This window comes from Microbacterium sp. KNMS, assembly GCF_053851835.1.
The window spans coordinates 61,967-87,655 of record NZ_JBSQBP010000009.1; the positions used below are offsets into that span (position 1 = coordinate 61,967).

At 73.3% G+C, this 25,689-nt stretch carries 23 protein-coding genes; 12 read left to right on the forward strand and 11 right to left on the reverse strand.

The annotated features are described in order from the left end of the window. The first annotated feature begins 128 nt into the window (after positions 1–128). Positions 129–1,424, forward strand: a complete 1,296-nt coding sequence (locus ACWXWW_RS07490; RefSeq protein ID WP_271172155.1) for a citrate synthase — start codon at positions 129–131, stop codon at positions 1,422–1,424. 66 nt (positions 1,425–1,490) lie between these two features. Here ACWXWW_RS07490 and dapD read toward each other — a convergent pair whose 3' ends face one another. Continuing rightward, positions 1,491–2,444, reverse strand: a complete 954-nt coding sequence (dapD, locus tag ACWXWW_RS07495) for a 2,3,4,5-tetrahydropyridine-2,6-dicarboxylate N-succinyltransferase (protein WP_282978036.1) — start codon at positions 2,442–2,444, stop codon at positions 1,491–1,493. 79 nt (positions 2,445–2,523) lie between these two features. Between dapD and dapE the strand changes: the two genes are divergently transcribed. From dapE to ACWXWW_RS07510, 3 genes are all read left to right on the forward strand, one after another. Next, a complete protein-coding gene (dapE, locus tag ACWXWW_RS07500) occupies positions 2,524–3,600 on the forward strand; it encodes a succinyl-diaminopimelate desuccinylase (RefSeq protein WP_455969499.1) in 1,077 nt (358 codons plus the stop codon). After that, entirely contained in the window at positions 3,582–4,823 is a 1,242-nt protein-coding gene (locus tag ACWXWW_RS07505) for a hypothetical protein (RefSeq protein WP_455969500.1), read from the forward strand. Before dapE ends, ACWXWW_RS07505 begins: the two co-directional genes overlap by 19 nt. 95 nt (positions 4,824–4,918) lie before the next feature. Further along, the gene (locus ACWXWW_RS07510) at positions 4,919–5,089 is read left to right on the forward strand and encodes a DUF3117 domain-containing protein (RefSeq protein ID WP_156240919.1); all 171 of its coding nucleotides are present in this window, start codon (positions 4,919–4,921) and stop codon (positions 5,087–5,089) included. 77 nt (positions 5,090–5,166) lie between these two features. Here ACWXWW_RS07510 and ACWXWW_RS07515 read toward each other — a convergent pair whose 3' ends face one another. Then, positions 5,167–5,802 carry an O-methyltransferase gene (locus ACWXWW_RS07515; RefSeq protein WP_324014492.1) on the reverse strand — a complete coding sequence of 212 codons (636 nt, stop codon included), beginning with the start codon at positions 5,800–5,802 and terminating at the stop codon, positions 5,167–5,169. A 79-nt stretch (positions 5,803–5,881) separates the two neighbouring features. Here ACWXWW_RS07515 and ACWXWW_RS07520 point away from each other — a divergent pair, with 79 nt between their 5' ends. Beyond that, complete coding sequence (locus tag ACWXWW_RS07520; protein ID WP_271172150.1) at positions 5,882–6,277, forward strand: Sec-independent protein translocase family protein; 396 nt, start codon at positions 5,882–5,884, stop codon at positions 6,275–6,277. Positions 6,278–6,283: 6 nt separating this feature from the next. Here ACWXWW_RS07520 and ACWXWW_RS07525 read toward each other — a convergent pair whose 3' ends face one another. From ACWXWW_RS07525 to ACWXWW_RS07535, 3 genes are read right to left on the reverse strand one after another with little or no spacing between them, the layout of a single operon-like run. Further along, a complete protein-coding gene (locus ACWXWW_RS07525) occupies positions 6,284–7,426 on the reverse strand; it encodes a P-loop NTPase (protein WP_455969501.1) in 1,143 nt (380 codons plus the stop codon). Then, positions 7,423–7,914: a DUF1003 domain-containing protein gene (locus ACWXWW_RS07530; protein WP_455969502.1), complete on the reverse strand. Its 492-nt coding sequence runs from the start codon at positions 7,912–7,914 to the stop codon at positions 7,423–7,425. Before ACWXWW_RS07530 ends, ACWXWW_RS07525 begins: the two co-directional genes overlap by 4 nt. Positions 7,915–7,952: 38 nt before the next feature. Continuing rightward, the gene (locus ACWXWW_RS07535) at positions 7,953–9,242 is read right to left on the reverse strand and encodes a magnesium transporter (protein WP_271172148.1); all 1,290 of its coding nucleotides are present in this window, start codon (positions 9,240–9,242) and stop codon (positions 7,953–7,955) included. A 131-nt stretch (positions 9,243–9,373) separates the two neighbouring features. On the opposite strand from ACWXWW_RS07535, the gene ACWXWW_RS07540 reads away from it, so the two are divergent. Together ACWXWW_RS07540 and ACWXWW_RS07545 are read left to right on the forward strand one after the other, a co-directional pair. Next, a complete protein-coding gene (locus ACWXWW_RS07540) occupies positions 9,374–10,087 on the forward strand; it encodes a general stress protein (protein ID WP_455969503.1) in 714 nt (237 codons plus the stop codon). Further along, on the forward strand, positions 10,084–10,764 hold the full coding sequence (locus tag ACWXWW_RS07545; protein WP_455969504.1) for an alpha/beta hydrolase family protein: 681 nt from the start codon (positions 10,084–10,086) through the stop codon (positions 10,762–10,764). The genes ACWXWW_RS07540 and ACWXWW_RS07545 overlap by 4 nt, the downstream gene beginning before the upstream one ends. A gap of 9 nt (positions 10,765–10,773) precedes the next feature. On the opposite strand, the gene ACWXWW_RS07550 is transcribed toward ACWXWW_RS07545, so the two are convergent. Next, complete coding sequence (locus ACWXWW_RS07550; RefSeq protein ID WP_455969505.1) at positions 10,774–12,186, reverse strand: aminopeptidase P family protein; 1,413 nt, start codon at positions 12,184–12,186, stop codon at positions 10,774–10,776. A 53-nt stretch (positions 12,187–12,239) separates the two neighbouring features. Here ACWXWW_RS07550 and ACWXWW_RS07555 point away from each other — a divergent pair, with 53 nt between their 5' ends. Beyond that, positions 12,240–12,635 carry a DUF3054 domain-containing protein gene (locus ACWXWW_RS07555; RefSeq protein ID WP_455969506.1) on the forward strand — a complete coding sequence of 132 codons (396 nt, stop codon included), beginning with the start codon at positions 12,240–12,242 and terminating at the stop codon, positions 12,633–12,635. A gap of 1 nt (position 12,636) precedes the next feature. On the opposite strand, the gene ACWXWW_RS07560 is transcribed toward ACWXWW_RS07555, so the two are convergent. Then, positions 12,637–13,665: an endonuclease/exonuclease/phosphatase family protein gene (locus ACWXWW_RS07560; RefSeq protein ID WP_455969507.1), complete on the reverse strand. Its 1,029-nt coding sequence runs from the start codon at positions 13,663–13,665 to the stop codon at positions 12,637–12,639. Between the two features lie 94 nt (positions 13,666–13,759). Between ACWXWW_RS07560 and ACWXWW_RS07565 the strand changes: the two genes are divergently transcribed. Then, positions 13,760–14,635: a PHP domain-containing protein gene (locus ACWXWW_RS07565; protein ID WP_271172142.1), complete on the forward strand. Its 876-nt coding sequence runs from the start codon at positions 13,760–13,762 to the stop codon at positions 14,633–14,635. Between the two features lie 4 nt (positions 14,636–14,639). Here ACWXWW_RS07565 and ACWXWW_RS07570 read toward each other — a convergent pair whose 3' ends face one another. After that, on the reverse strand, positions 14,640–16,058 hold the full coding sequence (locus ACWXWW_RS07570; RefSeq protein WP_282978021.1) for a DEAD/DEAH box helicase: 1,419 nt from the start codon (positions 16,056–16,058) through the stop codon (positions 14,640–14,642). Between the two features lie 201 nt (positions 16,059–16,259). Here ACWXWW_RS07570 and ACWXWW_RS07575 point away from each other — a divergent pair, with 201 nt between their 5' ends. Further along, entirely contained in the window at positions 16,260–16,994 is a 735-nt protein-coding gene (locus ACWXWW_RS07575; protein WP_271172140.1) for a ferritin-like fold-containing protein, read from the forward strand. A 22-nt stretch (positions 16,995–17,016) separates the two neighbouring features. Here ACWXWW_RS07575 and ACWXWW_RS07580 read toward each other — a convergent pair whose 3' ends face one another. Both ACWXWW_RS07580 and ACWXWW_RS07585 read right to left on the reverse strand, forming a co-directional pair. Continuing rightward, positions 17,017–17,307 (reverse strand): hypothetical protein, encoded by a 291-nt coding sequence (locus tag ACWXWW_RS07580; RefSeq protein ID WP_455969508.1) that lies wholly within the window; start codon positions 17,305–17,307, stop codon positions 17,017–17,019. Positions 17,308–17,324: 17 nt separating this feature from the next. Further along, positions 17,325–17,549 carry a DUF3107 domain-containing protein gene (locus ACWXWW_RS07585; protein ID WP_271172138.1) on the reverse strand — a complete coding sequence of 75 codons (225 nt, stop codon included), beginning with the start codon at positions 17,547–17,549 and terminating at the stop codon, positions 17,325–17,327. A gap of 137 nt (positions 17,550–17,686) precedes the next feature. Here ACWXWW_RS07585 and ACWXWW_RS07590 point away from each other — a divergent pair, with 137 nt between their 5' ends. Both ACWXWW_RS07590 and ACWXWW_RS07595 read left to right on the forward strand, forming a co-directional pair. Beyond that, positions 17,687–20,920 (forward strand): ATP-dependent helicase, encoded by a 3,234-nt coding sequence (locus ACWXWW_RS07590; protein ID WP_455969509.1) that lies wholly within the window; start codon positions 17,687–17,689, stop codon positions 20,918–20,920. Between the two features lie 2 nt (positions 20,921–20,922). Beyond that, the gene (locus tag ACWXWW_RS07595) at positions 20,923–24,417 is read left to right on the forward strand and encodes an ATP-dependent helicase (protein WP_455969536.1); all 3,495 of its coding nucleotides are present in this window, start codon (positions 20,923–20,925) and stop codon (positions 24,415–24,417) included. A gap of 6 nt (positions 24,418–24,423) precedes the next feature. On the opposite strand, the gene ACWXWW_RS07600 is transcribed toward ACWXWW_RS07595, so the two are convergent. After that, positions 24,424–25,671 carry a phosphotransferase gene (locus ACWXWW_RS07600; RefSeq protein WP_455969510.1) on the reverse strand — a complete coding sequence of 416 codons (1,248 nt, stop codon included), beginning with the start codon at positions 25,669–25,671 and terminating at the stop codon, positions 24,424–24,426. Positions 25,672–25,689: the final 18 nt, after the last annotated feature.

Below are 25,689 nucleotides of genomic sequence, written 5' to 3' on the forward strand. Positions count from 1 at the left end.
CGACCGATAGGCTGTAGAAGCACAGGGCTCGCGCACTCGACCGAGCATGTGCCGTGCCGCCTGACCGGCGGCCGACCGAGATCCAAGGCGACCGAAGAAGTCGCGAAGACGATCCGCCAGGAGGCGCTGTGAGCGACGCGGGAATCCCGGCCGACAAGGCCACCCTCACGATCGGTGACAAGACGGCGGAGTTCCCGGTCCTGCAGGGCAGGTCCGGACTCCCGAGCATCGACATCTCGACGCTCATGCGTCAGACGGGACACACGACCCTCGACTACGGGTTCGTCAACACCGCCTCGACCGCGTCTGCCATCACGTACATCGACGGAGACCAGGGGATCCTGCGCTACCGGGGCTACCCGATCGAGCAGATCGCGAAGAACTCGAGCTTCCTCGAGGTGGCCTGGCTGCTCATCTACGGCGAGCTGCCCTCGGCGTCCGAGCTGGCCGACTTCGACGACCGCATCCGCCGTCACACGCTCCTCCACGAGGACCTCAAGCGCTTCTTCTCGGCGCTGCCCGACGGCGCCCACCCGATGGCCGTCCTCTCGTCGGCGGTCTCGGCCCTCTCGACCTACTACGAGCACCAGTCCGACCCGGCGAACCCCGAGCACGTCGAGCTCAACATCATCCGCCTGCTCGCGAAGCTCCCCGTCATCGCGGCCTACGCGCACAAGAAGTCGATCGGGCAGGCGTTCCTGTACCCGGACAACTCGCTGAGCTTCGTCGACAACTTCCTCCGTCTGAACTTCGGTGTGATGAGCGAGCCGTACGAGGTGAACCCGGTCATGTCGCGGGCTCTCGAGCGCCTCCTCATCCTGCACGAGGACCACGAGCAGAACGCGTCGACGTCGACCGTGCGCCTGGTCGGCTCGACGGGCGCCGACCAGTTCGCGTCGGTGTCGGCCGGCATCCACGCCCTCTCGGGGCCGCTCCACGGCGGCGCGAACGAGGCCGTGCTCAAGATGCTCGCGCAGATCCGCGACTCCGGTCAGAGCGTGCAGCGCTTCGTCGAGCGCGTCAAGAACAAGGAAGACGGCGTGAAGCTCATGGGCTTCGGTCACCGCGTCTACAAGAACTACGACCCGCGCGCGAAGCTCGTCAAGGAGTCGGCGGACGAGGTCCTCACGGCGCTGGGCGTGACCGATCCGCTCCTCGACCTCGCGAAGGAGCTCGAGGAGATCGCCCTCAACGACGACTACTTCAAGGAGCGCCGCCTCTACCCGAACGTCGACTTCTACACCGGCGTCATCTACAAGGCGATGGGCTTCCCGACGCGGATGTTCACGGTGCTGTTCGCGATCGGGCGCCTGCCGGGCTGGCTCGCCCACTGGCGCGAGCTCACGCTCGACCCGAAGACGAAGATCGGCCGCCCCCAGCAGCTCTTCACGGGCTCGCCCGAGCGGCAGTACCCGACCGCGTAGCGGAACGCGAAGAGGGCCGGACGTCGTGCGACGTCCGGCCCTCTTCGCGTTCCGGCGAGGCCCCGCTCAGGCGTGCAGGGCCTCGTTGAGCGTCACGCCGACGCCCTTGCGACGTCGGGCCTCGATCGCCCCGGTCGTCGAGTTCCGGAGGAAGAGGATGCCGTCGGCTCCGTGCAGCGTCGCGGCCTTCACGACACGGGGCGTGCCGTCGGCGGCGGGCGGCTCGTCGACGAGCAGCACCTTCGTGCCCGCCGTGACGTAGAGGCCCGCCTCGACGACGCAGTCGTCGCCGAGCGAGATGCCGATGCCGGCGTTCGCGCCGAGCAGGGTGCGCCGGCCGATCGACACGCGGTGCGTTCCTCCGCCCGACAGCGTCCCCATGATCGAGGAGCCGCCGCCGACGTCGCTGCCGTCGCCGACCACGACACCCTGGGAGATGCGGCCTTCCACCATCGAGGCGCCGAGCGTGCCGGCGTTGAAGTTCACGAATCCCTCGTGCATCACCGTCGTCCCCGGCGACAGGTGGGCCCCGAGGCGCACGCGCGAGGTGTCCGCGATGCGCACGCCGGGCGGGAGGACGTAGTCGGTCAGACGCGGGAACTTGTCGAGGGACTGCACCTGGATGGCCGCGCGCTGGAGCGCGGGACGCAGCCGGGCGAGGTCGTCGGGATGCATGGGGCCCGCGGTCGTCCATGCGACGTTCGGAAGGTGCGCGAAGATCCCGTCGAGGTTCAGCTCGTTGGGCTTCACGAGGCGGTGAGAGAGGGCGTGCAGGCGGAGGTACGCGTCCGATGTGGACGCGGGCGCCTCGTCGAGGTCGATCTCGACGCGCACGGCGTCGACGGTCACGTTGCGGCGCTCGTCGGGGCCCGCCGAGGCGGCCACGCGCTCGAGGGCGGTCGCGACCGCGGCCTCGTCGGCCGCGCCCGTGCCCAGCTCGCCGTACCAGGTGTCCAGAACCGTGCCATCGCCGGCGGTGGTCGCGAGGCCGACGCCCCAGACCTTTCGTTCATCGCTCATGCACACCAGGCTATCGGGCGAGCGGGACCGGCCTCCCCGGACGGAGGGCCGCGCGGACGCGCTCGATAGACTCGACGGCATGCCGACGCTCGACCTGTCCCTGTCCGCCGCCGACATCACCCGCGCGATCTGCGACATCCCGAGCGTCTCCGACGACGAGCGCATGCTCGCCGACGCGATCGAGGCGGCCGTCCGCCCGCTCCCGCACCTCGAGGTGCATCGCGATGGCGACACGATCGTCGCGCGCACGGCGCTCGGGCGCGCGCAGCGCGTCGTGATCGCGGGCCACATCGACACCGTCCCGCTCAACGGCAACCTCCCCACGCGCGACATCGAGATCGACGGCGAGCCCTTCATCTGGGGGCGGGGGACGGTGGATATGAAGGCGGGCACGGCGGTGCAGCTGAAGCTCGCCGCCGAGCTGTCGGACCCGGTCGTCGACATCACGTGGATCTGGTACGACCACGAGGAGGTGGAGGCGTCGCGCAGCGGGCTCACGCGCCTCGCCGCGACTCGGCCCGATCTCTTCGAGGGCGACTTCGCGATCCTCGGAGAGCCGTCCAACGGGCAGGTGGAGGGCGGCTGCAACGGGACGCTCCGGGCGGTCGTGCGCACGCACGGCCGGCGCTCGCACTCCGCACGCGCGTGGATGGGCGTCAACGCGATCCACGCCGCGGCGCCCGTGCTCGCCCGCCTCGCGGCGTACGAGCCCCAGGAGATCGTCGTCGACGGCCTCGCCTACCGCGAGGGCCTGAACGCGGTGCGCGTCTCGGGCGGAGTCGCGGGCAACGTCATCCCCGATCTGTGCGAGGTCGAGGTCAACTTCCGGTTCGCGCCGAGCCGATCCGCCGCCGAGGCCGCCGATCACGTGCGCGAGGTGTTCGACGGCTTCGAGGTCGAGGTGACCGACCTCGCGCAGGGCGCGCGCCCCGGGCTCGACTCGCCGATCGCCCAGGACTTCGTGCGGGCGGTGGGCGCGGTCCCGCAGCCGAAGTACGGATGGACCGACGTGGCTCGCTTCTCGGCGCTCGGGGTGCCCGCGGTCAACTACGGGCCGGGCGACCCGAGCCTCGCGCACCACGACGAGGAGCGCGTCGCGGTCGCCCAGATCGAGAGCTGCGAGCGGAGCCTGCGCGCATGGCTCACAGCGGGGTGACCGAGACCGCCCCCGCGGCAGGCTGGCGCGCATGGCCCGCACCCGCGCGGGTGGCCGCGGTCTATCTCGCGGCGCGGCTCGTGACGACGGCGCTCATGCTGCTGACGGCGCAGCAGTCTCCGTCCTCCTCGCGGCACGGGCCCGACCCGACGCTCGTCGACTACATCCTCGGATGGGACGCCCAGTGGTACTGGACGGTCGCCGTGAGCGGCTACCCGGCGGAGCTGCCGCTCACCGAGACCGGCGAGGTCGCGCAGAACGCGTGGGCGTTCATGCCGGTCTACGCCCACCTCGCGCGCCTGGCCGGCAACGTCTTCGGGGCGGGAGCCTGGTGGGTGGGCGCCCTCCTCGTCTCGCTCGCCGCGGGATACGGCGCGTGCGTCGCGCTCCACGCGCTCCTCAGGGAGCGCCTCGACGAGGATCAGGCGATGTGGGGCGTCGTCCTGCTCGCCTCCGGCCCGCTCGCCGCGCTGTTCCAGGTCGGCTACGCCGAGTCGCTGTTCCTCCTGCTCCTCATCGCCTCGCTGCTGTGCGTCGTCCGGCGGCAGTGGCGCGGCCTGTACCTGCTCGTGCCGCTGATGGGGTTCACGCGCCCCGGCGTCCTCGCCTTCGCGCTGTTCCTCGGCCTCTACGGCCTCTGGCGACTCGCGCCCGAGCGGCGGCGCACGCTCGGGGGACCGACGCGCTGGGAGGTCGTGCACATCATCGCCCTGGGGGCGATCGCGACCGCGGTCGGCTTCTCCTGGCAGCACATCGCGGGCGTCGTGACGGGCGACCCGGGCGCGTACCTCGCGACCGAGCTCGCGTGGCGACGGTCGTGGACGGGGGACTCCGGCGGGTTCATCCCGTTCGAGGGGTGGCCGCAGGCCGCGGCCGTGTGGGCGGGCATCTGGGGGATCCCGGCCTGGGCCGGCTACGCCCTGCTCGTCGTCCTCGTCGTGGGCGCCGTCGCGGCCATCCTGCTCGCGCCGCAGGCGCGCCGCGCGGGCGGCGAGCTGCAGCTGTGGGCGCTCAGCTACCTCGTCTACCTCCTCGCGGTGTTCTTCCCGCAGTCGAGCGTCTTCCGCCTGCTCCTGCCGCTTGCACCGCTCGCCTGCGCGGCGCTGGCGGTTCCGCGCGGCCGCGGGTACCGGTTCGCCTCCCTCGCGCTCTGCCTCGCGGGGCAGTGGGCCTGGATCCACGGCATGTACGGCCTCGGGAACACCTTCTGGCTCATCCCGTGACGCGATCTGCGCGCGACATCGCGCGTCTCGCGTGTCGGTGGGCGTGCAGTCGACCGATAAACTGGACATCTGACCACAACGGAAAGGATGCCGCGATGGCAGCGATGAAGCCGAGAACCGGAGACGGACCCATGGAGGCCGTGAAGGAGGGGCGCCTCATCATCGTGCGCGTGCCGCTCGAGGGGGGCGGGCGCCTGGTCGTCTCCGTCAATGACGAGGAGGCTCGGGAGCTGTACGGCGTCCTGGGCGACGTCGTGAACGCCTAGCGATCACGACCGTCACAGAGCGGATGGTCGGAGTCGGGAACGACTCCGGCCATCCGCTCTTCTCATGTGCGGACGCGTCAGAGGCGAGGTGAGACGTGCAGCTGCAGGAGGCCCTCGTTCACGGTCGAGAGGGCGGCGATCACGGCGTTCGACGCCTGCGTCTCCTGGAGGAGCGTGCGGTACGTGCGCGTGATCTCGTCGCGCTGCACGGGGTCGGCGACCCTGCCGCCGTGGAGCACGCGCGGCACCAGCACGGTCCCGCCCGGTCGGGCGAGGCGCAGGCCGTGCTCGACGTAGTCGATGACGCCCTTCGCGTCGGCGTCGATGAGGACGATGTCGTATGCCGCATCGTTCATACGGGGCAGGACATCGGCCGCCCGCCCCGTGATGAGGCGCGTGCGGGCGACGGGGAGCCGCGCGCTCTGGAAGGCGGTGCGCGCCGCGGAGAGGTGCTCGGGCTCGCTGTCGATCGTGGTCAGGGTCGCGTGCGGGGCGCCGTGCAGGAGCCACAGGGCGGACACGCCGGCCCCCGTGCCGATCTCGATGATCGATCGGGCGCCCGTGGCGGCCGCGATGACGGCGCACTGCGCTCCGATCGAGGGACTGATCGGAGCGGCGCCGAGCTCGAGGGCGTGCTGACGGGCGCGAGCGATGTGATCGGGTTCGACGACGGTCTCTCGGGCGAAGCGCGCGACGGCGTCCAGTTCGCTCATGGGTTCCTCCTGACGATCTCTCCAGCCTAAGCCGCCGCCCCTGCCGGGACCGCACGACGAGGCCCGGTACCCTGAGATCATGTTCTTCGGCCTGACGATCGAGAAGGTGATGCTGATCGGCGTCATCGCGGCGCTCATCATCGGGCCCGAGCGCCTTCCGCGCTACGCCGAGACCCTCGCGCAGTTCACGCGCCGCACCCGCGAGTGGGTGCAGGGGGCGCGCACGCGCATGAAGGAGGAGATGGGCGACGAGCTCGACGACGTCGACTGGCGCAAGCTCGACCCGCGGCAGTACGACCCGCGCCGGATCATCCGCGAGGCCCTCCTCGAGGACGCGCCCGTCGCGCCGGCGTCACCCGCACCATCCGCGTCGTCGGCTCCGCAGGCGCCCGTCCGGCAGCCGCGGACGACGCCGCTCGCGCGCCGCACCTTCACGGCGGAGACGCCGCCCCCGTTCGACTCCGAGGCGACCTGACCCGCGTCAGGCCAGCGAGACCGGCAGCTTCCGCCCCGCGAGGCGGCGCGGCTCGGCCGCGAGGCGGGCAGCGACCTCTGCGATCGCGTGCGCCGCGGGATCCTCGGGGTGCGACACCACGACCGGGTCGCCGGCATCGCCGCCCGCGCGCAGGGCGGGGCTGAGCGGCACCGACGCGAGCAGCGGCACCTCCTGCCCATCTGCCGACAGCGCCGCGGCCACCGCGGCGCCGCCGCCTTCGCCGAAGAGCGCGAGCGACGTCCCGTCGGGCAGGGTCAGGGCGGCCATGTTCTCGATCACGCCGATCACCCGCTGCCCGGTCTGCCGTGCGACGAGGCCGCTGCGCACGGCGACGTCGGAGGCCGCGGCCTGCGGCGTCGTCACGACGAGGACGTCGGCGTGGGGGAGCAGCTGGCCCACCGAGATCGCGATGTCGCCCGTGCCGGGCGGCATGTCGATGAGGAGAACGTCGAGGTCGCCGAAGAACACGTCGGTGAGGAACTGCTGCACCGTGCGGTGGAGCATGGGTCCCCGCCACGCGACGACCTCCTCGCCGCTGCGCAGGAACATCCCGATCGAGATCGCCTTCACGCCGTGCGCGACGGGCGGCAGGATGAGGTCGCCCACCTGGGTGGGGGACGGCGCGACGCCGCCCTCGACGAGCCCCAGGAGCGCGGGGATCGAGAAGCCGTGCACGTCGGCATCGATCAGGCCGACCTTGAGCCCGCGGGCGGCGAGAGCCACCGCGAGGTTGGCCGTGACGGTCGACTTGCCGACGCCGCCCTTGCCGCTCGTCACGGCGATCACGCGCGTGAGCGAGTCGGGGCCGAACGGCATGACGCGGGCCGCTCCGCCGCGCAGGCGCTCCGTGAGGGCCTTGCGCTGGGCGGGCGACATCACGCCGATCTCGAGCACGATGGCGGCGCCCTGCGCTGCGCTCTCGGCCGCCCGCCGCACATCGCGCTCGATGCGGTCGGCCGCGGGGCATCCGACGATCGTGAGGTCGATCTCGACGCGCACGGCATCGCCGTCGGCACGCACATCGCGCACCATGTCGAGGTCGGCGAGCGGCCGCCGCAGCTCGGGGTCGCTGACGGCGCCGACGGCCGAGCGGACCGCGTCGACGACCTCGGCGGGCAGGCCGGTCATGCGTCGCCCGCCGTCGCTCGCGGCTCGCCGTCGCGCTCGGCGTCGCGCTCGTCGAGCCGCTCGAGCAGGGCCCGCAGCTCCTCGCGCAGGGCGTCGCGGGAGACGATCCGCTCCTCGACCTCGGTCAGCGCCATCCGGAGTGCGACGATCTCGCGCGCGAGGTACTCGGTGTCGGCGAGGTTGCGCTCGGCGCGCTGGCGGTCCTGCTCCATCGCGACGCGGTCGCGGTCGTCCTGGCGGTTCTGCGCGAGGAGGATGAGCGGGGCCGCGTACGAGGCCTGCAGCGACAGCATGAGGGTGAGCGCCGTGAACCCGAGGGCGGCGGAGTCGAAGCGCCACTGCTCGGGCATGAGCGAGTTCCACGCCATCCACGCGACGCAGAACAGCGTGAGCCCGATCAGGAACCAGGGCGTCCCCATGGCGCGGGCGATCCACTCGGTCGCGCGCCCGAACCGGTCGCGATCGCGCGCCCGGCCGGCGGTGTCCATCCGAGGCCGCCGCCCGCGCATCTCCGACGCGCGGGCCATCATCCGCGCACCGTCCGGATCGCGCCCGTCGTGGGATCGCGCGGGATCTCCTCATCCGCGTCCTGCGATCGCCAGTCCTCGGGGAGCAGGTAGTCGAGCACGTCGTCGATCGTCACGGCGCCGACGAGACGGTGCGCCGCGTCGGTCACGGGCAGGGCGACGAGGTCGTAGCTCGCGAGCCGGCGCGCCACCTCCGAGGCCGAGCCCGTCACGGGGACCGGCTCGATGGTCTCGTCGATGATCGCGCCGATCCGCTCGTGGGGCGGGTATCGCAGCATGCGCTGGAAGTGCACGGCGCCGAGGAAGCGGCCTGTGGGCGTCTCGTAGGGCGGCAGCGTCACGTACACGCTCGCGGCGAGGGCGGGATGCAGCTCGTGCCGGCGGATGAGCGCGAGCGCCTCCGCGATCGTCGCGTCGGCGGGGAGGATGATCGGCTCGGTCGTCATCAGGCCGCCCGCCGTGTCGGCGCCGTAGCGGAGGAGCATGCGGACGTCCTCGGCCTCCTCGGGCTCCATGAGGTCGAGGAGCTCCTCGCTGCGCTGCGGCGCGAGCTCGGCGAGGAGGTCGGCGGCGTCGTCGGGATCCATCGCGTCGAGGACGTCCGCCGCTCGCTCGTCGCCCAGGCGCTCGAGGATGTGGACCTGGTCCTCTTCGGGCATCTCCTCGAGGGCGTCGGCGAGGCGGTCGTCGGAGAGCTCGCCGGCGACCTGGATCATCCGCTCCTCCGGGAGGTCGAGGAGCGTGTTCGCGAGGTCGGCCGCGCGCAGCTCGGCGTAGCTCGCGGCGAGGTGCTCGGCCGACTGCGCCTCGCCCGGAGCGCGGTGCTCGCGCACCTGGCTCCAGGTCGCGAACGTCGTCGGCCCCTTCGCGAAGGGGGAGGCGCTCGTCTTCGGCTTGCGGAGGAACAGCTGACCGACGGCCCACTCTCCGATGCGGTTCGGCTCGATCGCGACGTCCTCGATCACGGCCGACCCGGAGCCGTCCTTGAAGTCGACGCGGCGCCCGACGAGCTCGGCCATGACGCGCACCTCGTCGGCACGGGGCTGGAAGCGGCGCACGTTGATGAGACCGGTCGTGATGACCTGGCCCTGGGCGATCGAGGTGATGCGTCCGATCGCGACGAACACGTGGCGACGGCCCGGGATCTCGCAGACGAGGCCGATGACGCGCGGGGCCGCGGTACTTCGGTACACGACGACGACGTCGCGGACCCTGCCGAGACGGTCGCCCGTGGGGTCGAACACGGGGCAGCCGGCCAGGCGCGCCACGAAAACCCTCTGCGTACTCACCCACCCAGCGTAATGCGCGCGCTCCTCCCGCGACGCGGGCGTCACGCGATGTTCAGGGGAGCCGCGCCCTCACAGGCGGCGCATCGCCAGGGCACAGGCTGAGGCGCGTGGCCGCATGGGAGAATGCCGACATGAGCATGTGGAGCGGGCGGGGCCGAGCCCCCGAGGTCGGCGAGACGGTCGCGAGCTTCCGCGACTACGACGGCGCGCTGAAGGCGGTGTCGAAGCTGATCGCCGCGGAGGTCCCGGCGCGCGACATCGCGATCGTCGGCACGGCGCTGCGCTCGATCGAGAAGGTCACGGGACGCCTCGGCTGGGCGCAGGCCGCGTGGGCCGGCGCCCTCAACGGCGTGCTCCTCGGCCTGCTCCTCGGGGCGATGGTCGTCATCTGGACCCCGGCCCTCCCGATGGGCGCGTTCGTCGGCATGCTCCTGCTCGGCGTCGCGATGGGCATGGTCTTCGGCCTCGTCAACTACATGATCGTGCGCCGCCGCCGCGACTTCGCGAGCGTCATGCAGGTGACCGCCGACCACTACGAGGTCGCGGTCGAGCGCGCGAGCGTCGCGAAGGCGCGCCAGGTGCTCGGCACCGCGCCGACGCGGACCGAGCGGATCGACCCGGTCTCGCTCACGGAGCCGCCGCGGTTCGGCGTCCGCATCGACCCGCGCACGGGCGCGCCGGTCGCGCCGGCCTCCGCCGACGCCGCGTCGCCCGCGCAGCCGTCCGCCGAGCCGACGTCGCCCGCACAGCCGTCCGCGGAGCCGGCGCCGCCGGCCGATGCGGCGCCCTCCGAGCCGCAGAGCGCGGAGTCGGACCGGCCCGCGCATCCCGACGAGCGCGCGTGACGGAGGAGCGCGCCGCCGCCATCCGCGTCGAGCTGCCCGCGGGGGCCGTCGAGCTGCCCGCCGCCGTCGGGGCTCCCGACGGAGCCTGGGCGACGCTCGCGATCGCGCACGGCGCCGGAGCGGGCAAGGACCATCCGTTCCTCGTTGGATTCGCCGCCGCGGTCCGCGACGCCGGCATCGCCACCGTGCGGTTCGACTTCCCGTACATCGTCGCGGGCCGGCGGATGCCAGGGCCCGCCGCCCACGCGATCGCCGCGTGGCGCGCGGTGGCGGGTTTCGCCGCGGCGAGCCTGCCCGCGCCCCTGTGGGCCTGCGGCAAGTCGTACGGCGGGCGGATGGCGTCGATGGCGGCTACGGAGGGCGCGTTCGACGTCGCGGGGCTCGTGTACCTCGCCTACCCGCTCCACCCGCCGGGCAGGCCCGAGAAGCCGCGTGCGGAGCATCTGCCCGAGGTCGCACCGCCGCAGCTGTTCGTCGAGGGCGAGAACGACCCGTTCATCCAGCCCCGCGCGCAGTTCGACGACGCCGTCGCCTCCTGTCAGGACGCGACCGTGGAGTGGATCGCGGGCGGCACCCACGCCTTCGAGGTCAAGGGCCGGCGGCGGCCCGCCGACGAGATCGGCGCATCGCTCGCCGACCCCGTCGTGCGGTTCATCCGGCAGCGCTCGGGCGGCTGACCGCTCGGCTCAGCCGCGCAGACGCGCGATCCAGGCCTCGACCTCGTCGGCGGTGCGGGGGATGCCCGCCGAGAGGTTGACCGGGCCGTCCTCGGTCATGAGGATGTCGTCCTCGATCCGCACGCCGATCCCGCGGTACTCCTCCGGCACCGTGAGGTCGTCGATCTGGAAGTAGAGCCCGGGCTCGATCGTGAACACCATGCCCGGTGCGAGCTCTCCGTCGTAGTACATCTCGCGGCGCGCCTGCGCGCAGTCGTGCACGTCGATGCCCAGGTGGTGGCTCGTGCCGTGCACCATGTAGCGGCGCTGCTGGCCGCCGCGGTCGGCGTCGAGCGCCTCCTCCGCCGACACCGGCAGCAGCCCCCACTCGGCCGTGCGCGCGGCGATGACCTCCATCGCGGCCTCGTGCACGGCGCGGAAGCGGACGCCGGGGCGCGCGGCCGCGAACGCCGCGTCGGCCGCCTCGCGGACGGCCTCGTAGATCTTCCGCTGGATGTCGGTGAACGTCCCGCTCACGGGCAGCGTGCGCGTGATGTCGGCGGTGTAGAGGCTGTCGACCTCGACCCCCGCGTCGATGAGGATGAGATCTCCCGGGACGACCGCGCCGTCGTTGCGCGTCCAGTGCAGGTAGCAGGCGTGCGGGCCCGACGCCGCGATGGTGTCGTAGCCCTCCCAGTTGCCGTCGCTGCGGGCGCGCTGGTGGAAGACGCCCTCGACCACGCGCTCCCCGCGCGGGTGCTCGACGATGCGGGGCAGCTCCCGGACGATGTCGTCGAATCCCGCGGCCGTCACCTCGACCGCGAGCCGCATCTGCTCGATCTCGTACGCGTCCTTCACGAGGCGCAGCTCGGAGACGAAGCGCGTGAGCTCCTCGTCCTCCTCGAGCACGAGGTCCTCGTCGGAGCCCGCGAACGCGTCGACGTGGGCGGTGCGGATGCCGAGGTCGGCGGACACCTGCGCGAGCGAGGGGCGCGGACCCACCCAGAACTCGCCGATCGTCGCGTCCCGGTAGAACTCGGGCGTCTCCCTCGTGGCGCGATCGCGCAGGTACAGCGTGACGTCGTGGCCGTCGCCCGCCGGCTCGAACACGAGCACGGAGTCGGGCACGGCGTCCACCGCCCAGCCCGTGAGGTGCGCGAAGGCCGAGTGCGCACGGAACGGGTAGTCGGTGTCGTTGCTGCGCTGCTTGAACGAGCCGGCGGGGATGACGAGGCGCTTCCCGGGGAACGCGGCCGAGACGGCGTCGCGCCGTCGCGCCGCGAACGACGCCTGGGCGCGCGGCTCCGGCAGGGGCTCGGGGCGCTCGGCCCATCCGCTCGAGATCACGTCGAGGAAGCCCTGGGGGTAGGGCTGGCGACGGTTGGTGTTGGAGTCGGCGGCCTTCTGGGCCTCTGCCTGGGTGTTCGTCTCGCCGGTGGTCATGGCACCAGTCTCTCACCGCGGCTCAGCGGAGGAGGCCCGTAGGGTGGATGACCATGGCCCGCTCGACGTCCTCCTCCGCCCCTGCCGCTCTCGCCGCCGACATCGTGCTCGTGATCGTGTTCGCGGCGCTCGGGCTGGCCAGCCACGAGGGCGCCGTGGACCCCGCCGGCCTCGTGCGCGTCGCGTGGCCGTTCGCGGTCGCGCTCCTCGCCGGATGGCTCGCGCTGCGCGTCTGGACGGATCCCTCTGCTCCCGTGCGGAAGGGCCTCCCGCTGTGGGCGATGACGGCGCTCGGCGGCCTCGCGCTGCGCGTGATCACAGGCGGCGGCGCGCCGATCCCGTTCGTCGTCGTGACGGCGATCGTGCTGCTCGTCTTCCTCGTCGGCTGGCGCCTCGCCGTGCACGCCCTGCGCTCGGCGCGCGCCCGGAGGCGCCCGTCAGCGCAGTGAGTCAGCCGGCGGGCTCGAGCTGCACGACGAGCGGCCGGTGGTCGCTGCCGGCGTCGTCGAGGTTCGTGAGCACGAGGGAGCCGGTCGCCTTCCAGGACGCCGAGTGCATGACGTGGTCGATCGGCGCGGACAGGAGGGCCGGGATGTCGGTCGGCCACGTTCCCACCGCGCCGTTCCCGGTGGTCGCCGCGGCGTCTGAGCAGTAGCCCAGGTCGGCGCCGTCGACCCCGAGCGAGGCCATGTGGTCGATCGTGGCGTTGAAGTCGCCCGCGAGGATGACGTTGCCGTCGACGCACTGGTCAGAGACCCAGCGCAGGTCGTCGGCCCACTCGTCCATGTACTCCGGCTGCGGAGACACGGCGTGCACGGCGACGACGATCGGGCCCTGGCCGTCGACGGGCATCGCGACGACGCTCGGCACGACCTCGGTGTTGCTCGTGAGGTCGCTCGACGCCTCGATCACGGAGTAGTCGCCGAGCTCGGGCGAGATGAGCAGCGTGGTCTGCCACGCCTGCGGCCCGTTGTCGACGTCGGGCCGCAGCGCGACGTGATGCACCCACATGGGGCTGCCGAGGTCGCGCATCGCGACGGCGACCTCCTCGCCGACGAAGTCCGCGGTCTCGGGGAGCGCCACGATGTCGACGCCCATGGCAACGGCGGTCTCCGCGATCTCGTCGGCGCCCATGGCGTTGCCCGCCGTGTTCCAGGTCATCACGCGCACGCTCGTGTCGGTCGCCGCGGGGAGGGCGTCCGTGCCGTAGCCGCGCATGCCGAGGACGACGCCGCCCGAGATCGCGCCGATGGCTGAGACGAGCGCCATCGAGAGCGCGAAACCGCGCATCGGGCGGATGAAGGCGACGAGCAGGAAGAGGATCGTGATGATCGCGAGAGCGACGACGACGAGCCCCCGGAGGGCGGCGAGCTGAGCGATCGGGAAGGTCTGCTCGAGGCGGAAGAAGCCGGGCCACGTGAGGACGGCCGTCGCGATCGCGAACAGCACGGTCACGAGGATCCCGAGCAAGCGCAGCACGGATCCGACCCTAGGCGCACCCGCTGGGAAAGCGTCGCGAGCACGCGCCGTGGGGGCCGAGAGCGACCTCCGTGCACGCCGTACGATGAGGTCCATGGATGTCTCGGGTGCGCGCCGCGTGGAGGAGCCGGCCGACCTGCACCTCCACTCGAACCGATCGGATGGGACGGAGCCGCCCGCCGAGGTCGTCCGCTCGGCGCACGCGCACGGCGTGCGCACGCTCGCGCTGACCGACCACGACACGACGGCGGGGTGGGCCGAGGCGGCCGACGCCGCGGTGTCGCTCGGGATGACGTTCCTGCCGGGAGCCGAGCTCTCCACGCGCCTCGACTGGCGCAGCGTGCACCTGCTCGCGTACCTCTTCGATCCCGACGACCCGGCGCTGCGGGCGCAGATGGAGGAGGTGCGCGGCGACCGCATGGGCCGTGCCGAGCGGATCGTCGCGAACATCTCGCGCGACTACGACCTCGTCTGGGACGACGTCGTCGCGCAGACCCAGACGGGCGCGACGGTCGGGCGCCCGCACATCGCCGACGCGCTCGTCGCCCGGGGGATCGTGGCCGACCGAGGGGAGGCCTTCGACGGCATCCTCCACCCGCGCGAGGGCTACTACGTTCCGCACTACGCGCCCGACACGTTCCGCGCGATCGAGATCGTGCGGGCGGCCGGCGGCGTCCCCGTGATCGCGCACCCCGCGACAGCCGGGCGGTCGGGGATGATTCCCCTGCGCACGCTGCACGATCTCGTCGACGCTGGGCTCGCCGGCTTCGAGGTGGACCACCGCGAGAACACCGCCGACGGCAGGGAGGTGCTGCAGCGGCTCGTGGCCGAGCGCGACCTCATCGCGACGGGCTCGAGCGACTACCACGGGCTCGGCAAGCCCAACCTCCCTGGCGAGAACACGACGCCGGCCGCGATGGTCGAGCGGATCATCGCGGCCGGCGTCGGCTCCCGTCCTGTGCGGGCCTGAGCGCTCAGGCTCCCTGCTGCGGCTGACCTGACGCGCGGCGCCGGCGACGGCGGCGCGCAGGAGCGGGCTTGCCGTCGTGATGCTCCTTGCCGGCTCCGTCGTGCGTGCCGCGCCCCTCGCCGGCCTCGTGCGCCGCGCCCTCGCGCGGTGCGTCGCCCTCGGCGCGCCGGCGGCGACGCGGGCGCGATGCGCCCTCGCCGTCGGCCTTGGCGGTGCGGACGGCGCCCGTGGCGGGCGCCTTCGTCAGGCGGCCCTTCGTGCCGGCGGGGATGTCGAGGTCCGTGTAGAGGTGCGGGCTCGACGAGTACGTCTCGGTGGGCTCGGGCTGCCCGAAGTCGAGTGCCCGGTTGATGAGCGCCCACTTGTGCAGGTCGTCCCAGTCGACGAACGTCACGGCGATGCCCGTGCGGCCTGCGCGGCCCGTGCGCCCCACGCGGTGGAGGTAGGCCTTCTCGTCCTCGGGGATCGTGTGGTTGATGACGTGCGTGACGTCGTCGACGTCGATGCCGCGCGCGGCGACATCCGTCGCGATGAGCACGTCCTTCTTGCCCGCCTTGAACGAGGCCATCGAGCGCTCGCGCTGCTCCTGGCCCATGTCGCCGTGGACGGCCGCGGCGTTGAAGCCGCGGTCGTTCAGCTCGTCGACGAGCTTCTGCGCCGCGCGCTTCGTGCGGGTGAAGATGACGGTCTTGCCGCGGCCTTCGGCCTGCAGGATGCGCGCGACGATCTCGACCTTGTCCAGCGCGTGCGCGCGGTAGACGATGTGGCGGATGTTGGCCTGCGTGAGGCCCTCGTCGGGGTCGGTCGCGCGGATGTGGATGGGGTTCACCATGAAGCGGCGCGCGAGCGCGATGATCGGGCCCGGCATCGTCGCGCTGAAGAGCTGCGTGTGGCGCTTGGCCGGCACGCGCTGGAAGATCTTCTCGATGTCGGGGAGGAAGCCGAGGTCGAGCATCTTGTCGGCCTCGTCGAGCACGACCTCGGTCGCGTGCGAGAGGTCGAGCAGACGCTGCCCCGCGAGGTCGATGAGGCGGCCCGGCGTGCCGACGACGATCTGCGCGCCCGCCTTGAGCTGCTCGATCTGGCCCTCGTAGGCCTTTCCGCCGTAGATCGCGACGACGTTCGTGGAGCGGCCGGACGTGAGCAGGTCCATGTCCTCGTAGACCTGCACGGCGAGCTCGCGCGTCGGCACGACGATGAGGGCCTTGACCCCGGGCTCGGGGTCGAGGCCCAGCCGCTGGACGACGGGGATCCCGAAGCCGAAGGTCTTGCCCGTTCCCGTCTTGGCCTGGCCGATCACGTCCTGACCCGGGAGGGACAGGGGGATCGTCTGCTCCTGGATGGGGAAGGTGTCGACGATGCCCTTGGCGGCCAGCGCGTCGACGATGTCCTGGTCGATGCCGAGTTCGGCGAATGACGTCATGGAGTTGTGTGCCTGTCTCGGCGGGCCGGTCGGCGGATGCCGGACGGGGCCGCGCCGCTGGATGCGTCCACGCCCTTCTCAGCCACAGGCGCGGTGCCCCGAGCCGTCGTCGGGGCCGTCTCCACCTTAGCGCCAGCGGCTCCGCGGCGCGTGGAGGCGAGGATGGCGGCGGGGCAGGGGAGCAGGACGTAGGCTTTCGACGTGGTGAACTGGCAGTTCTGGAAGCGGCCCACGCCCGCGCGGATCCTCCGCCTGCGACCGCGCGGAGAGCTCTCCGACGCGGTGCGCGTCGACTTCCAGGAGCTGGCGCCCGATGTGCGCACGTTCCTCGGCCAGGCGGCCTACCTCCAGCTCGGCTACTTCGAGACGCTCACGCGGCTCATCCGGGCGACGCCCGATCTGCACGAGAAGGAGGCGCTCTCGCTGGCCGCGGGCGCGGCGCTGCGCAAGCACCTCGGCCTCGTCGACATCATCCGAGAGGGCGGCGACGACCCCACCGCGCTCATGGCGCCGTTCCAGGAGCCTCTCGACGCCTTCCGGCGCGAGACGCTCGGCGCCCGGCCTCGCGAGACCATGCTGACCGTGCACATCACCGCCGGCATGCTCGACGACTTCTACCTCGCGCTCGCCTCGAGCTACGGCGAGCGCGGGCGCAGGGTCGCGAAGGTGCTCCGCGCCGACCACGACCGCCAGCAGATCGCCGAGCTCCTCGTGCGCACGATCGAGAGCGACGACGAGTGGCGGGCTCTGCTGTCGATGTGGGCGCGCCGCCTCGTCGGCGACACGCTGCTTGTGGCCCGCAGCGCGCTGCGGGGCGGGATGGCCGACGCGCAGGCCCGCGGGGGCGAGGACGTCGAGAAGGTCGTCGAGCCCGTCTTCACCGCGCTCATGGCCGCGCACGCGCGGCGCATGGACGCGCTGGGCCTCGCGGCCTGAGCGGGAGTGCCGCGGCGCGCGGTCAGCGGATCCCGGCTGCCGCGGCAGCTGCCGCGTCGGACCGGGCGCGGATGCGCGTGGATGCGAGCGCCGTCGCGACGGCCGCGACCGCCCCGGCCGCGAGCACGGCGATCCACAGCCAGGGGCTGGCCTCGCCGGGCCCGGCCCAGGTCAGGATCGCGTAGAGAGCGGCGGCGACGGCCGTTCCCACCGCCGGGACCAGCGCGACGCCGCGCAGCTCCCGGTGCGGGAGCGCGCAGTGCGCCGCGACGCCGATCGCCGCGGCGGCGATGATCGCGAGCAGGATGTACACGGCCGTCCCGCCCGGGCTCAGCCGACGAAGCCGACGCGGCGCGTCTCGCCCGTGCCGATCTCCACGAACGCGAGGTTCGCCGACGGGACGAAGTACGAGTTGCCCTTGACGTCGGTGAAGGAGAGGTGGCTCGCGCCCTCGTCGAGGGCTGCGGCGACGGCCGACTTCACGGCGTCCGCGCTCTCGGTCGTCTCGAAGGTCAGCTCGCGGCCGGAATTCGTGATGCCGATTCGGATCTCCACGGTGACTGCCTTTCGTCTGCGGTTCGTTGCATCGAAAGCCTACGGCACGGCGGGATGCGCCCGGCCGCGCGAACGCTCAGGGCGAACGCCCGCGCCTCCGACCGGGGATGTCGGCGGCGCTGGGTACCGTGGAGTCCATGCCGAGCACGGGATGGGATGACGCGCAGCGCGCTGTCGTGGAGCTGCCCCACGGCGCATCCGGCACGGTCGTCGGGGCGCCCGGGACCGGCAAGACGGCGGTGCTCGTCGGCAGGGTCGCCGCCCTCGTCGCGGCCGGCGTCGCGCCGGACGAGCTCGTCGTCCTGACACCCACGCGCGCGTCGGCGACGCGTCTGCGGGACGAGCTCGGGCTCCGCGTCGACGTCGCGAGCCCCGGGCCGCTCGCGCGCTCCGTGGGATCGTTCGCGTACCAGGTTGTCAGAGCCGACGCCGTGCGGCGGGGCGGGGAGCCGCCCAAGCTCCTCACCGGCGCCGACCAGGACCGCATCATCGCCGACATCCTGCTCGGCGACGAGGAGGACGAGCGCGACGGAGCATCGCGGTGGCCCGCGCATCTCGGCGCGCCCGTGCGCGCGACGAAGGGTTTCCGCTCGGAGCTGCGCGCGTTCATCGCCGAGATGACCGAACTCGGGACGACGCCCGCCGAGCTGGCGCGGCTCGGCGTCGATGCGTGGACGGCGGTGGCCGGTTTCCTCCGCGACTACCGGGCTGTCCTCGATCGCATGCGCTCTCCGCATCGCGACGTCTCGGAGCTGTACGCGGAGGCCGCGGCCGGCGTGCGCGACGGCGCGCGCGTGCCCGGGCTCGAGCGCCTGCGGGTCGTCCTGGTCGACGACGCGCAGGAGCTCACGCGCGGCGGCGTCGCCCTCGTCGAGGCCCTGCACGCGCAGGGCGCAGCGGTGCTCGCGTTCGGCGATCCCGATATCGGCTCCGGGGCGTTCCGCGGCGCGACGCCCGAGCTGTTCGCGCGCCTCGCGGCATCGCTGGGCCCGCGTCACGTCCTCGACGAGGCGCATCGGAGCACGACGGCGCTGACGCGGCTCGCGCGCAGCGTGACCCAGGCGATCGGGGCGGCCGGCGTGATCGACCACCGCAGGCCGCCCGGCCCCGAGGAGCCGTCCGACGGGACCGTGGAGACCTGCCATGCGGCGTCGTCGTACGAGGAGGCCGACCGCATCGCGCGTGCGCTGCGGGAGTGGCACCTCGTCGAGGGGGTGCCGTGGGAGCGGATGGCCGTCATCGCGCATGACACGCGGCAGATCACGTCGCTCGAGGCCGAGCTCGCGGCGCGCGAGGTGCCCACGCGCGCGGCCGGGGTGCAGCGCCCGCTCGGCGCCGAGGCGGTCGTCCGCGACATTGTCGAGATCGTCCGCCTCGGCCTGCAGGAGGCGCAGGACCGCGATGATGACAAGCTGCTCGAGGCGCTGCGCTCGCCGTTCGGCGGTCTCGACGGCGTGGGGCTGCGTCGGCTGCGCGCGCGTCTGCGTCACGCCGAGCTCTCGGAGGGGGGCAGTCGGCCGGCGCGCGTTCTCCTGCGGGAGGCGCTCGCGCAGCCCGTGCTCCTCGACCTCCTCGACACCCCGGAGGGGCGCACCGCCGCCCGCTTCGCGCGCACGCTCTCAATCGTGCACGACGAGGGCGCGCGCGGCGCGACCGTGCACGAGCTCCTGTGGACCGTGTGGGACCGCGCGCGCACGGGCGACGGACGCCGGCTCGACCGCGCGTGGCGCGACCTCGCGCTCGGACAGGGCCCTCTCGCGGCGGAGGCGGGGCGCGCGCTCGACGGCCTCGTCGCGCTGTTCGACGCGGCCAAGCGGGCGATCGAGCGCAACCCGCAGGAGGGGCCGCTGCCCTTCATCCGCGAGATCCTCGACAGCGACGTCCCGGAGGACACCCTCTCGGCCCCCGAGCGCGACGACGCCGTCACCCTGCTCACGCCCGCGAACGCGCTCGGCGCAGAGTTCGACGCGGTCGTGGTGGCGGGCGTCCAGGACGGGGTGTGGCCGAACGTCCGGCTGCGCGGCGGGCTCCTCGACACGTGGCGGCTGGCGGAGGCGGTCGAGGCGCACCGCGCCGGACGCGCCCGCGCGGATGCGCTCGGGGTGCTCGACCGGCGGCGCGCGGCGCTGCACGACGAGCTGCGCCTGTTCGTCCGCGCGATCTCGCGCGCTCGGCGTCATCTGCTCGTGACCGCCGTCGACGACGACGATACGGGGTCGAGCGCGCTGTTCTCCTTCCTCCCTCCGCCGCGCGACGACGACGGGGAGCGCGCGGAGCACCCGCTCACGCTGAGGGGCCTCGTCGCCCGGCATCGGCGGACGCTCACCGACGATGCCGACGAGGCCGCCCGCGCGGCGGCGGCCGGGCAGCTCAGGGTGCTCGCGGAAGCCGGCGTCCCCGGCGCCGACCCGCACGAGTGGTACGGCATGCTCGTCCCCTCGACGGATGCGCCGCTGCGCGATCTCGCGGCCGGCCCCGCGCGGGTCTCGCCCTCGCGCGTCGAGGCGTTCGAGGAGTGCGGTCTCGGCTGGGTGATCGCGGCCCTCGGCGGCGACACCGTCGCGCCCCCGTCGGCGGGCATCGGGACCATCCTGCACGAGGCGATGGAGCGCGCGCCCGACGGCGACCTCGCCGTGCTGCGCGCCGTCGTCGAGGAGCACTGGCCCGAGCTCGACTTCGAGACACCCTGGATCGCGGCGAAGGAGCGGCGCCGTGCCGACCTCTACGTGGACCGCCTCCACGCCTACCTGCGCGGGGTGCGCGCGGACGGGGGAGACGTCATCGCGTCCGAGGCCCCGTTCCGCTTCGCGGTCGAGACGTCGCCGCGTGCGGCGGACGACGCGCCCGCCGTGCACGTGGGCGAGGACATCGCGGCGCCGCATCGCGCGGTCGTGAGCGGCGTCATCGACCGTGTGGAGTCCTACCCGCCCGGAGCGGGCGAGCATGCCCCGGCGCGCGCCCGGGGCTGGGAGCCCATGCCCGAGGCCGCGTCCGAGCGCAGCGTCGTCGTGGTCGATCTCAAGACCGGCAAGAGCGAGAAGCCGTCGGACTCGGCTGTCGTGGAGCACGCGCAGCTCGCGGCCTACCAGATCGCGGTGCAGGAGGGGCTCGTCGACGGCGCCCCTGCGGACGCCCTCGGCGGAGCTCGGCTCGTGATCGTGTCCCAGACGCTCGCGAAGAGCGACTACCGGGTCGCGCATCAGCACGCACTGGGACCCGAGACGCGCGCGGCGTTCCTCCGCCGGGTCGCCGAGGCGGCGCGCGGCATGTCGGCCGCGAGCTTCACCGCCCAGGTCGAGGCGCACTGCGCCGATACCCAGCAGCGCGTGCATCCGTGCCGCATCCACACGATCGAGGCGGTGAGCTCATGACGATGGGCGTCGAGACCCTGCACGCCGACGACACCCGCCGGGCCGGCGGATGGCCGGGCGGGCACGGCATCAGCGCGACCGACATTGCGGCGGCGCTCGGACAGCCGACGCCGACGCCTGCCCAGCAGCGGGTCATCGAGGCGCCGCAGACTCCGGCGCTTGTCGTCGCAGGCGCGGGCAGCGGCAAGACCGAGACGATGGCCGCGCGCGTGGTCTGGCTCGTCGCGAACGGCCACGTGCGCCGCGACGAGATCCTCGGGCTCACCTTCACGCGGAAGGCAGCCGGCGAGCTGGCGGAGCGGATCGCGGCGCGCCTGGCCGTGATCGACGAGTTCGGCCGCAGGGGGCTGCTGCCGCACCTGCCGCGCATCGTCGCCGAGGGAGCGCTCGCGCGCGTCGAGACGGCCGTCGCGCCGCGCCAGCGCGAGACGATCCGGCGGCAGGTGCTCGACGAGCTCGCGGCGCGCTTCGCCACCGGCTGGGATCCGTCCGCGCCCCGCACGGCGGACGACCTCATGATCCGGCCCCGGGTCGCGACGTACAACGCGTTCGCCGACTCCATCGTCCGCGAGCACGCCGCGCGCATCGGCCGCGATCCCGACGCCGCGATGCTCAGCCAGTCGGCGTCGTGGCTCATCGCGCGGGCGGTCGTGCTGCGTGCCGACATCGGCGGCCTCGAGGACATCGACAAGGCGCTCTCGACGCTCATCGACGCCGTGCAGCGCCTCGCCGCCGACGTGCTCGACCACCGGGTCGATCTCGACGAGCTCGAGCGCGTGTGCGCGGCGGAGGAGGCGGCGATCGCGCCGTACGTCGACGACACGAAGGACCGCGACATCGAGAAGGCGTGGCGGCATCTGCACGCCATGCCCGTGCTCGTGCAGCTCGTCAGGGCGTACATGGCCGAGAAGACGCGCCGAGGCGTGCTGGACTTCGCCGACCAGGTGGGCGGTGCGTACGACATCGTCGAGGGAGCCCCCGACGTGCGCGCGCAGCTGCGCGAGCAGTACCGCGTCGTCCTCCTCGACGAGTACCAGGACACCTCGGTCATCCAGACCCGGTTCCTCGCCGAGCTCTTCCGAGACAGCGCGGTGATGGCCGTCGGCGACCCGCACCAGTCGATCTACGGATGGCGCGGCGCGAGCGCCGACAACCTGTACGCGTTCGCGCGCGCGTTCGCGCGCGACAGCGCGGCCACGTCGTACAGCCTCATGACGAGCTGGCGCAACGACCGTCGCATCCTCGACGCCGCGAACCGCGTGCTCCGCCCGCTGCAGGGCGCAGGGGCGTTCGCGGTGCCGGCGCTCGAGGCGCGGCCCGGCGCCGGCGAGGGCCGCGTCGGCGTGCGGTTCGCCCAGACCGTCGACGACGAGGCCGACGAGGTGGCCGCCTGGTTCGGCGCGGTGCGCGCCGAGCACGCCGCGTCGGGAGCAGATCGCCCGCACACGGGTGCCATCCTCTTCCGGTCCAAGCGGCACATGCAGACGTTCGCGTCCGCGCTGGGCCGCCGCGGCATCCCGCACCGCATCCTCGGGCTCGGCGGACTGCTGTCCACACCGGAGGTCACCGACGTCGTCTCGGTGCTGCGGGTCATCCACGACCCGACATCGGGCTCCCCGCTCATCCGGCTGCTCGTCGGCCCGCGCTTCGCGGTCGGCGTCGCCGACATGGCGGCGCTCCACGACCTCGCGACCGCCCTCGCGCAGCGGGACGGCTCGCTGAATCCGCTGCCGGACGACGTCCGCGATCGGCTTCGGGCGTCGCGCGGGGCCGACGAGGCGGTGTCGATCGTCGACGCGGTCGAGTTCATCCGCACGGCCCGCGACGACTACCGCCTGCTCGAGGGCATCAGCCCCGAAGGGCGCGCGCGGCTCCGCGCCGCCGGGGAGATGCTCGAGCGACTCCGTCGCGCCGCGGGCCAGCCGATCCCGGAGCTCATCCGCCTCATCGAGCTCGAGCTGCGTCTCGACATCGAGCTCGCCGCGAACGAGTCGCGCGGACCGGCGCGCGTCGCGGCCACCCAGCTGCGCGCCTTCGGCGACGAGGTGCGCGCGTTCCTCTCCGCCGACGAGCGGGGCACGATCGGGAGCCTTCTCGCCTGGCTCGACAAGGCCGAGCGCACGGACGAGCTCGTGCCGCGGCCGGAGCCGCCAGAGCCCGGGGTCGTGCAGCTGCTGACGATCCACGGCTCGAAGGGTCTCGAGTGGGACGCGGTGGCCGTCGTGCGCCTCGTGAAGGACGAGCTGCCCAGCCGCGTGACCGACGCCTCCGGATGGCTCGGCTTCGGCGTGCTGCCGTTCGCCCTGCGCGGCGACCGGACGGCGCTTCCGCAGCTCGCCTGGGACCCTCAGGCCGCGATGGAGTCAGCGGGCGACGACCCCGCCCAGCGGTTCAGGGCCGCCGAGAAGGCGCTCGCGACGGCGATCACCGCGTTCAAGAGAGCCAACGGAGACTATCAGCGCGAGGAGGAGCGGCGCCTGGCGTACGTGGCGATCACGCGCGCACGCGGCGACCTGCTGCTGACCGGCTCGCACTGGGCGGGTCAGAAGACGCCGCGGACGCCGAGCGACTACCTGCTCGAGATCATCGACGAGCAGGGCCTCGACCCGATCGGCGACGTCGATCCGGACGACAACCCGTACGAGGGCGCGTCGATGACCAGGAGCTGGCCCATGGATCCGCTCGGCTCGCGGAGGGGACGGGTCGCGGCGGCCGCGGCGGCCGTGGCCGCGGCGACGAGCGCCGAGCCCTCGGACGAGCTCGCCCTGCTGCTGGCCGAGCGCGCCGAGCGGGAGCGCGGGCGCCGGTTCGGCGTGCCCACGCGCGTGCCGGCGTCGCGGTTCAAGGACTACGTGTCCGATTTCTCGGGGACGGTGTCGCAGATCGCGCGGCCCATGCCCGAGCGGCCGTACCAGCAGACCCGTATCGGGACGCTGTTCCATCAGTGGGTCGAGGCGCGCTCCGGTGCGGCCGGCGCCGGATCGTCCGTCGACGACGCCCTCTGGGAGAGCGACGAGGAGCTGTGGAGCGATCACGACGCGGCGGGCACCGAGGTGTCCGCCGAGGACGAGGCGGCGCTCGAGCGACTCCGGGAGACGTTCCTGCGCAGCGAGTGGGCGTCGCTGCGCCCCCTCGAGGTCGAGACGGAGATCGACTTCCCCCTTCCCGCCCTCGGCGGCGCGCCGCAGCACATCGTGATCTGCAAGCTCGACGCGGTCTACCGCCGGGAGGATCGCGGGGGGCGGATCGAGATCGTCGACTGGAAGACCGGACGAGCCCCGCAGACGGCGGCCGAGCGCGACGAGCGGATGCTGCAGCTCGCGCTCTACCGGCTCGCCTACCACCGGCGGCACGGGGTGCCCCTGGAGGAGATCGACGTGGCCCTGTACTACGTCGCCGACGACCTCGTCCTGCGGGGCGACCGCGTGTACACCGCCGAGGAGCTCGCCGCCCGCTGGCAGGAGACCCAGGGGCGCACGGCGGCGCGCGTCGGCTAGCGCTGGTCAGTCGCCGCGCTGCTCGCGCTCCTGGGCGATGTACGCCTCCATGTCGAGCGGCACCGTCGCGCCCGACGGATCGTCCGCCGGCTGTGCCGTCGGAAGGCGCACCTCGGGGACGGTGTCGGTCGTGATCCGGGTGTCGGCGGCGTCCGCGTCGTCCCACCGCTCGCCCCAGTGGCCGTCTCCGTCGAGGGAGAGCTGAGCGGGGTCGTACGCGTCGGTCTGCATCGAGGTGTCGACCGCCGCCGGCGTCGTCTCTGGCACTCGGCCGATCGCCGCGAGGGCGTCGTCGACGTCCGACGAGGCGGCGCCGAGGCCCGCGAGCAGGCGGTCGTCGCGCACGCCGTCCGACAGCGACTCGAGCAGGGCCGCCGCGTCGTCGACGACGTCCGGACGGTGCGCCTCGAGGCCGTGCACGAGCCATCGGGCGAACTCGAGCTCGGCGTGCAGTCGGGCGCGCACCCGCAGCGCGGCGTCGGGCGCGCGGTGCGCGGCCGCCGCGTACGCCTCGTGGATGTCCTCGGAGGCGTCGGGCGCGGACGCCACCCAGCGCAGGTCGACGGCGGGGTCGTCGATCGACAGGCCGTGCCAGTCGAGCACGCCTGCGACGCGCGGGACGCCCGCGACGTCGTCGGTCAGCACGAACGAGGTGGACTGCGTTCCGCCGAGGCACACGGACGACTCGAACGCCCAGAGCCGGTCGTCCTCGACTGCCTCGCGCCAGCGCACCATGAGCCGAACGGGGACGCGCCCGCTCGCGCCGGCGGCGTCGAGCACCCGCTCGATGTCGGCGCGCGACTGGTCCGGCGTGCGCACCGGCAGCCCGGCCGACCGGACGACCGAGCCGGGCAGCGCGTGCAGCACGGCCATCGCGCGGCCGAGCGACTCCGCGACTCCGCGCCCGGGCGGGATCTCGCTCGCCTCGACCTGGTAGCCGCGCACGTAGCCCGTGACCACCGCGCTCGTCCCGTCGAACGGCACGGCGCCGTGGAACTCGGGGGCGTCGAAGCCGAGGAGCTCGCGCACGCCCGACGTGAGCGCGCGCAGCGCCACGATCTCGGCCGAGATCTCGCGCTCGGCCGCCTCGTCGACGGGCACGCGGACGACGAGCTCGCGCCCGTCGGCGAGCGTCGCGACCGCCGCGTCGAAGCGGCCGGCGCCGCCGGCCGTGAGGGACCTGACGCCCGTGACCTCCGCACCGGGCACGGCGGCCGTCGCGGCCGCGGCTAGAGTGAGGAGTGAGCGTGGCATGGGTACCAGGTTAGGTCG

Excerpts from the sequence above, each read along its gene's own strand:
- dapD (WP_282978036.1), bottom strand. The coding sequence starts at position 2,444 with ATGAGCGATGAACGAAAGGTCTGGGGCGTCGGCCTCGCGACCACCGCC.
- dapE (WP_455969499.1), top strand. The coding sequence starts at position 2,524 with ATGCCGACGCTCGACCTGTCCCTGTCCGCCGCCGACATCACCCGCGCG.
- ACWXWW_RS07505 (WP_455969500.1), top strand. The coding sequence starts at position 3,582 with ATGGCTCACAGCGGGGTGACCGAGACCGCCCCCGCGGCAGGCTGGCGC.
- ACWXWW_RS07510 (WP_156240919.1), top strand. The coding sequence starts at position 4,919 with ATGGCAGCGATGAAGCCGAGAACCGGAGACGGACCCATGGAGGCCGTG.
- ACWXWW_RS07515 (WP_324014492.1), bottom strand. The coding sequence starts at position 5,802 with ATGAGCGAACTGGACGCCGTCGCGCGCTTCGCCCGAGAGACCGTCGTC.
- ACWXWW_RS07520 (WP_271172150.1), top strand. The coding sequence starts at position 5,882 with ATGTTCTTCGGCCTGACGATCGAGAAGGTGATGCTGATCGGCGTCATC.
- ACWXWW_RS07525 (WP_455969501.1), bottom strand. The coding sequence starts at position 7,426 with ATGACCGGCCTGCCCGCCGAGGTCGTCGACGCGGTCCGCTCGGCCGTC.
- ACWXWW_RS07530 (WP_455969502.1), bottom strand. The coding sequence starts at position 7,914 with ATGGACACCGCCGGCCGGGCGCGCGATCGCGACCGGTTCGGGCGCGCG.
- ACWXWW_RS07540 (WP_455969503.1), top strand. The coding sequence starts at position 9,374 with ATGAGCATGTGGAGCGGGCGGGGCCGAGCCCCCGAGGTCGGCGAGACG.
- ACWXWW_RS07550 (WP_455969505.1), bottom strand. The coding sequence starts at position 12,186 with ATGACCACCGGCGAGACGAACACCCAGGCAGAGGCCCAGAAGGCCGCC.
- ACWXWW_RS07555 (WP_455969506.1), top strand. The coding sequence starts at position 12,240 with ATGGCCCGCTCGACGTCCTCCTCCGCCCCTGCCGCTCTCGCCGCCGAC.
- ACWXWW_RS07565 (WP_271172142.1), top strand. The coding sequence starts at position 13,760 with ATGGATGTCTCGGGTGCGCGCCGCGTGGAGGAGCCGGCCGACCTGCAC.
- ACWXWW_RS07570 (WP_282978021.1), bottom strand. The coding sequence starts at position 16,058 with ATGACGTCATTCGCCGAACTCGGCATCGACCAGGACATCGTCGACGCG.
- ACWXWW_RS07590 (WP_455969509.1), top strand. The coding sequence starts at position 17,687 with ATGCCGAGCACGGGATGGGATGACGCGCAGCGCGCTGTCGTGGAGCTG.
- ACWXWW_RS07595 (WP_455969536.1), top strand. The coding sequence starts at position 20,923 with ATGGGCGTCGAGACCCTGCACGCCGACGACACCCGCCGGGCCGGCGGA.
- ACWXWW_RS07600 (WP_455969510.1), bottom strand. The coding sequence starts at position 25,671 with ATGCCACGCTCACTCCTCACTCTAGCCGCGGCCGCGACGGCCGCCGTG.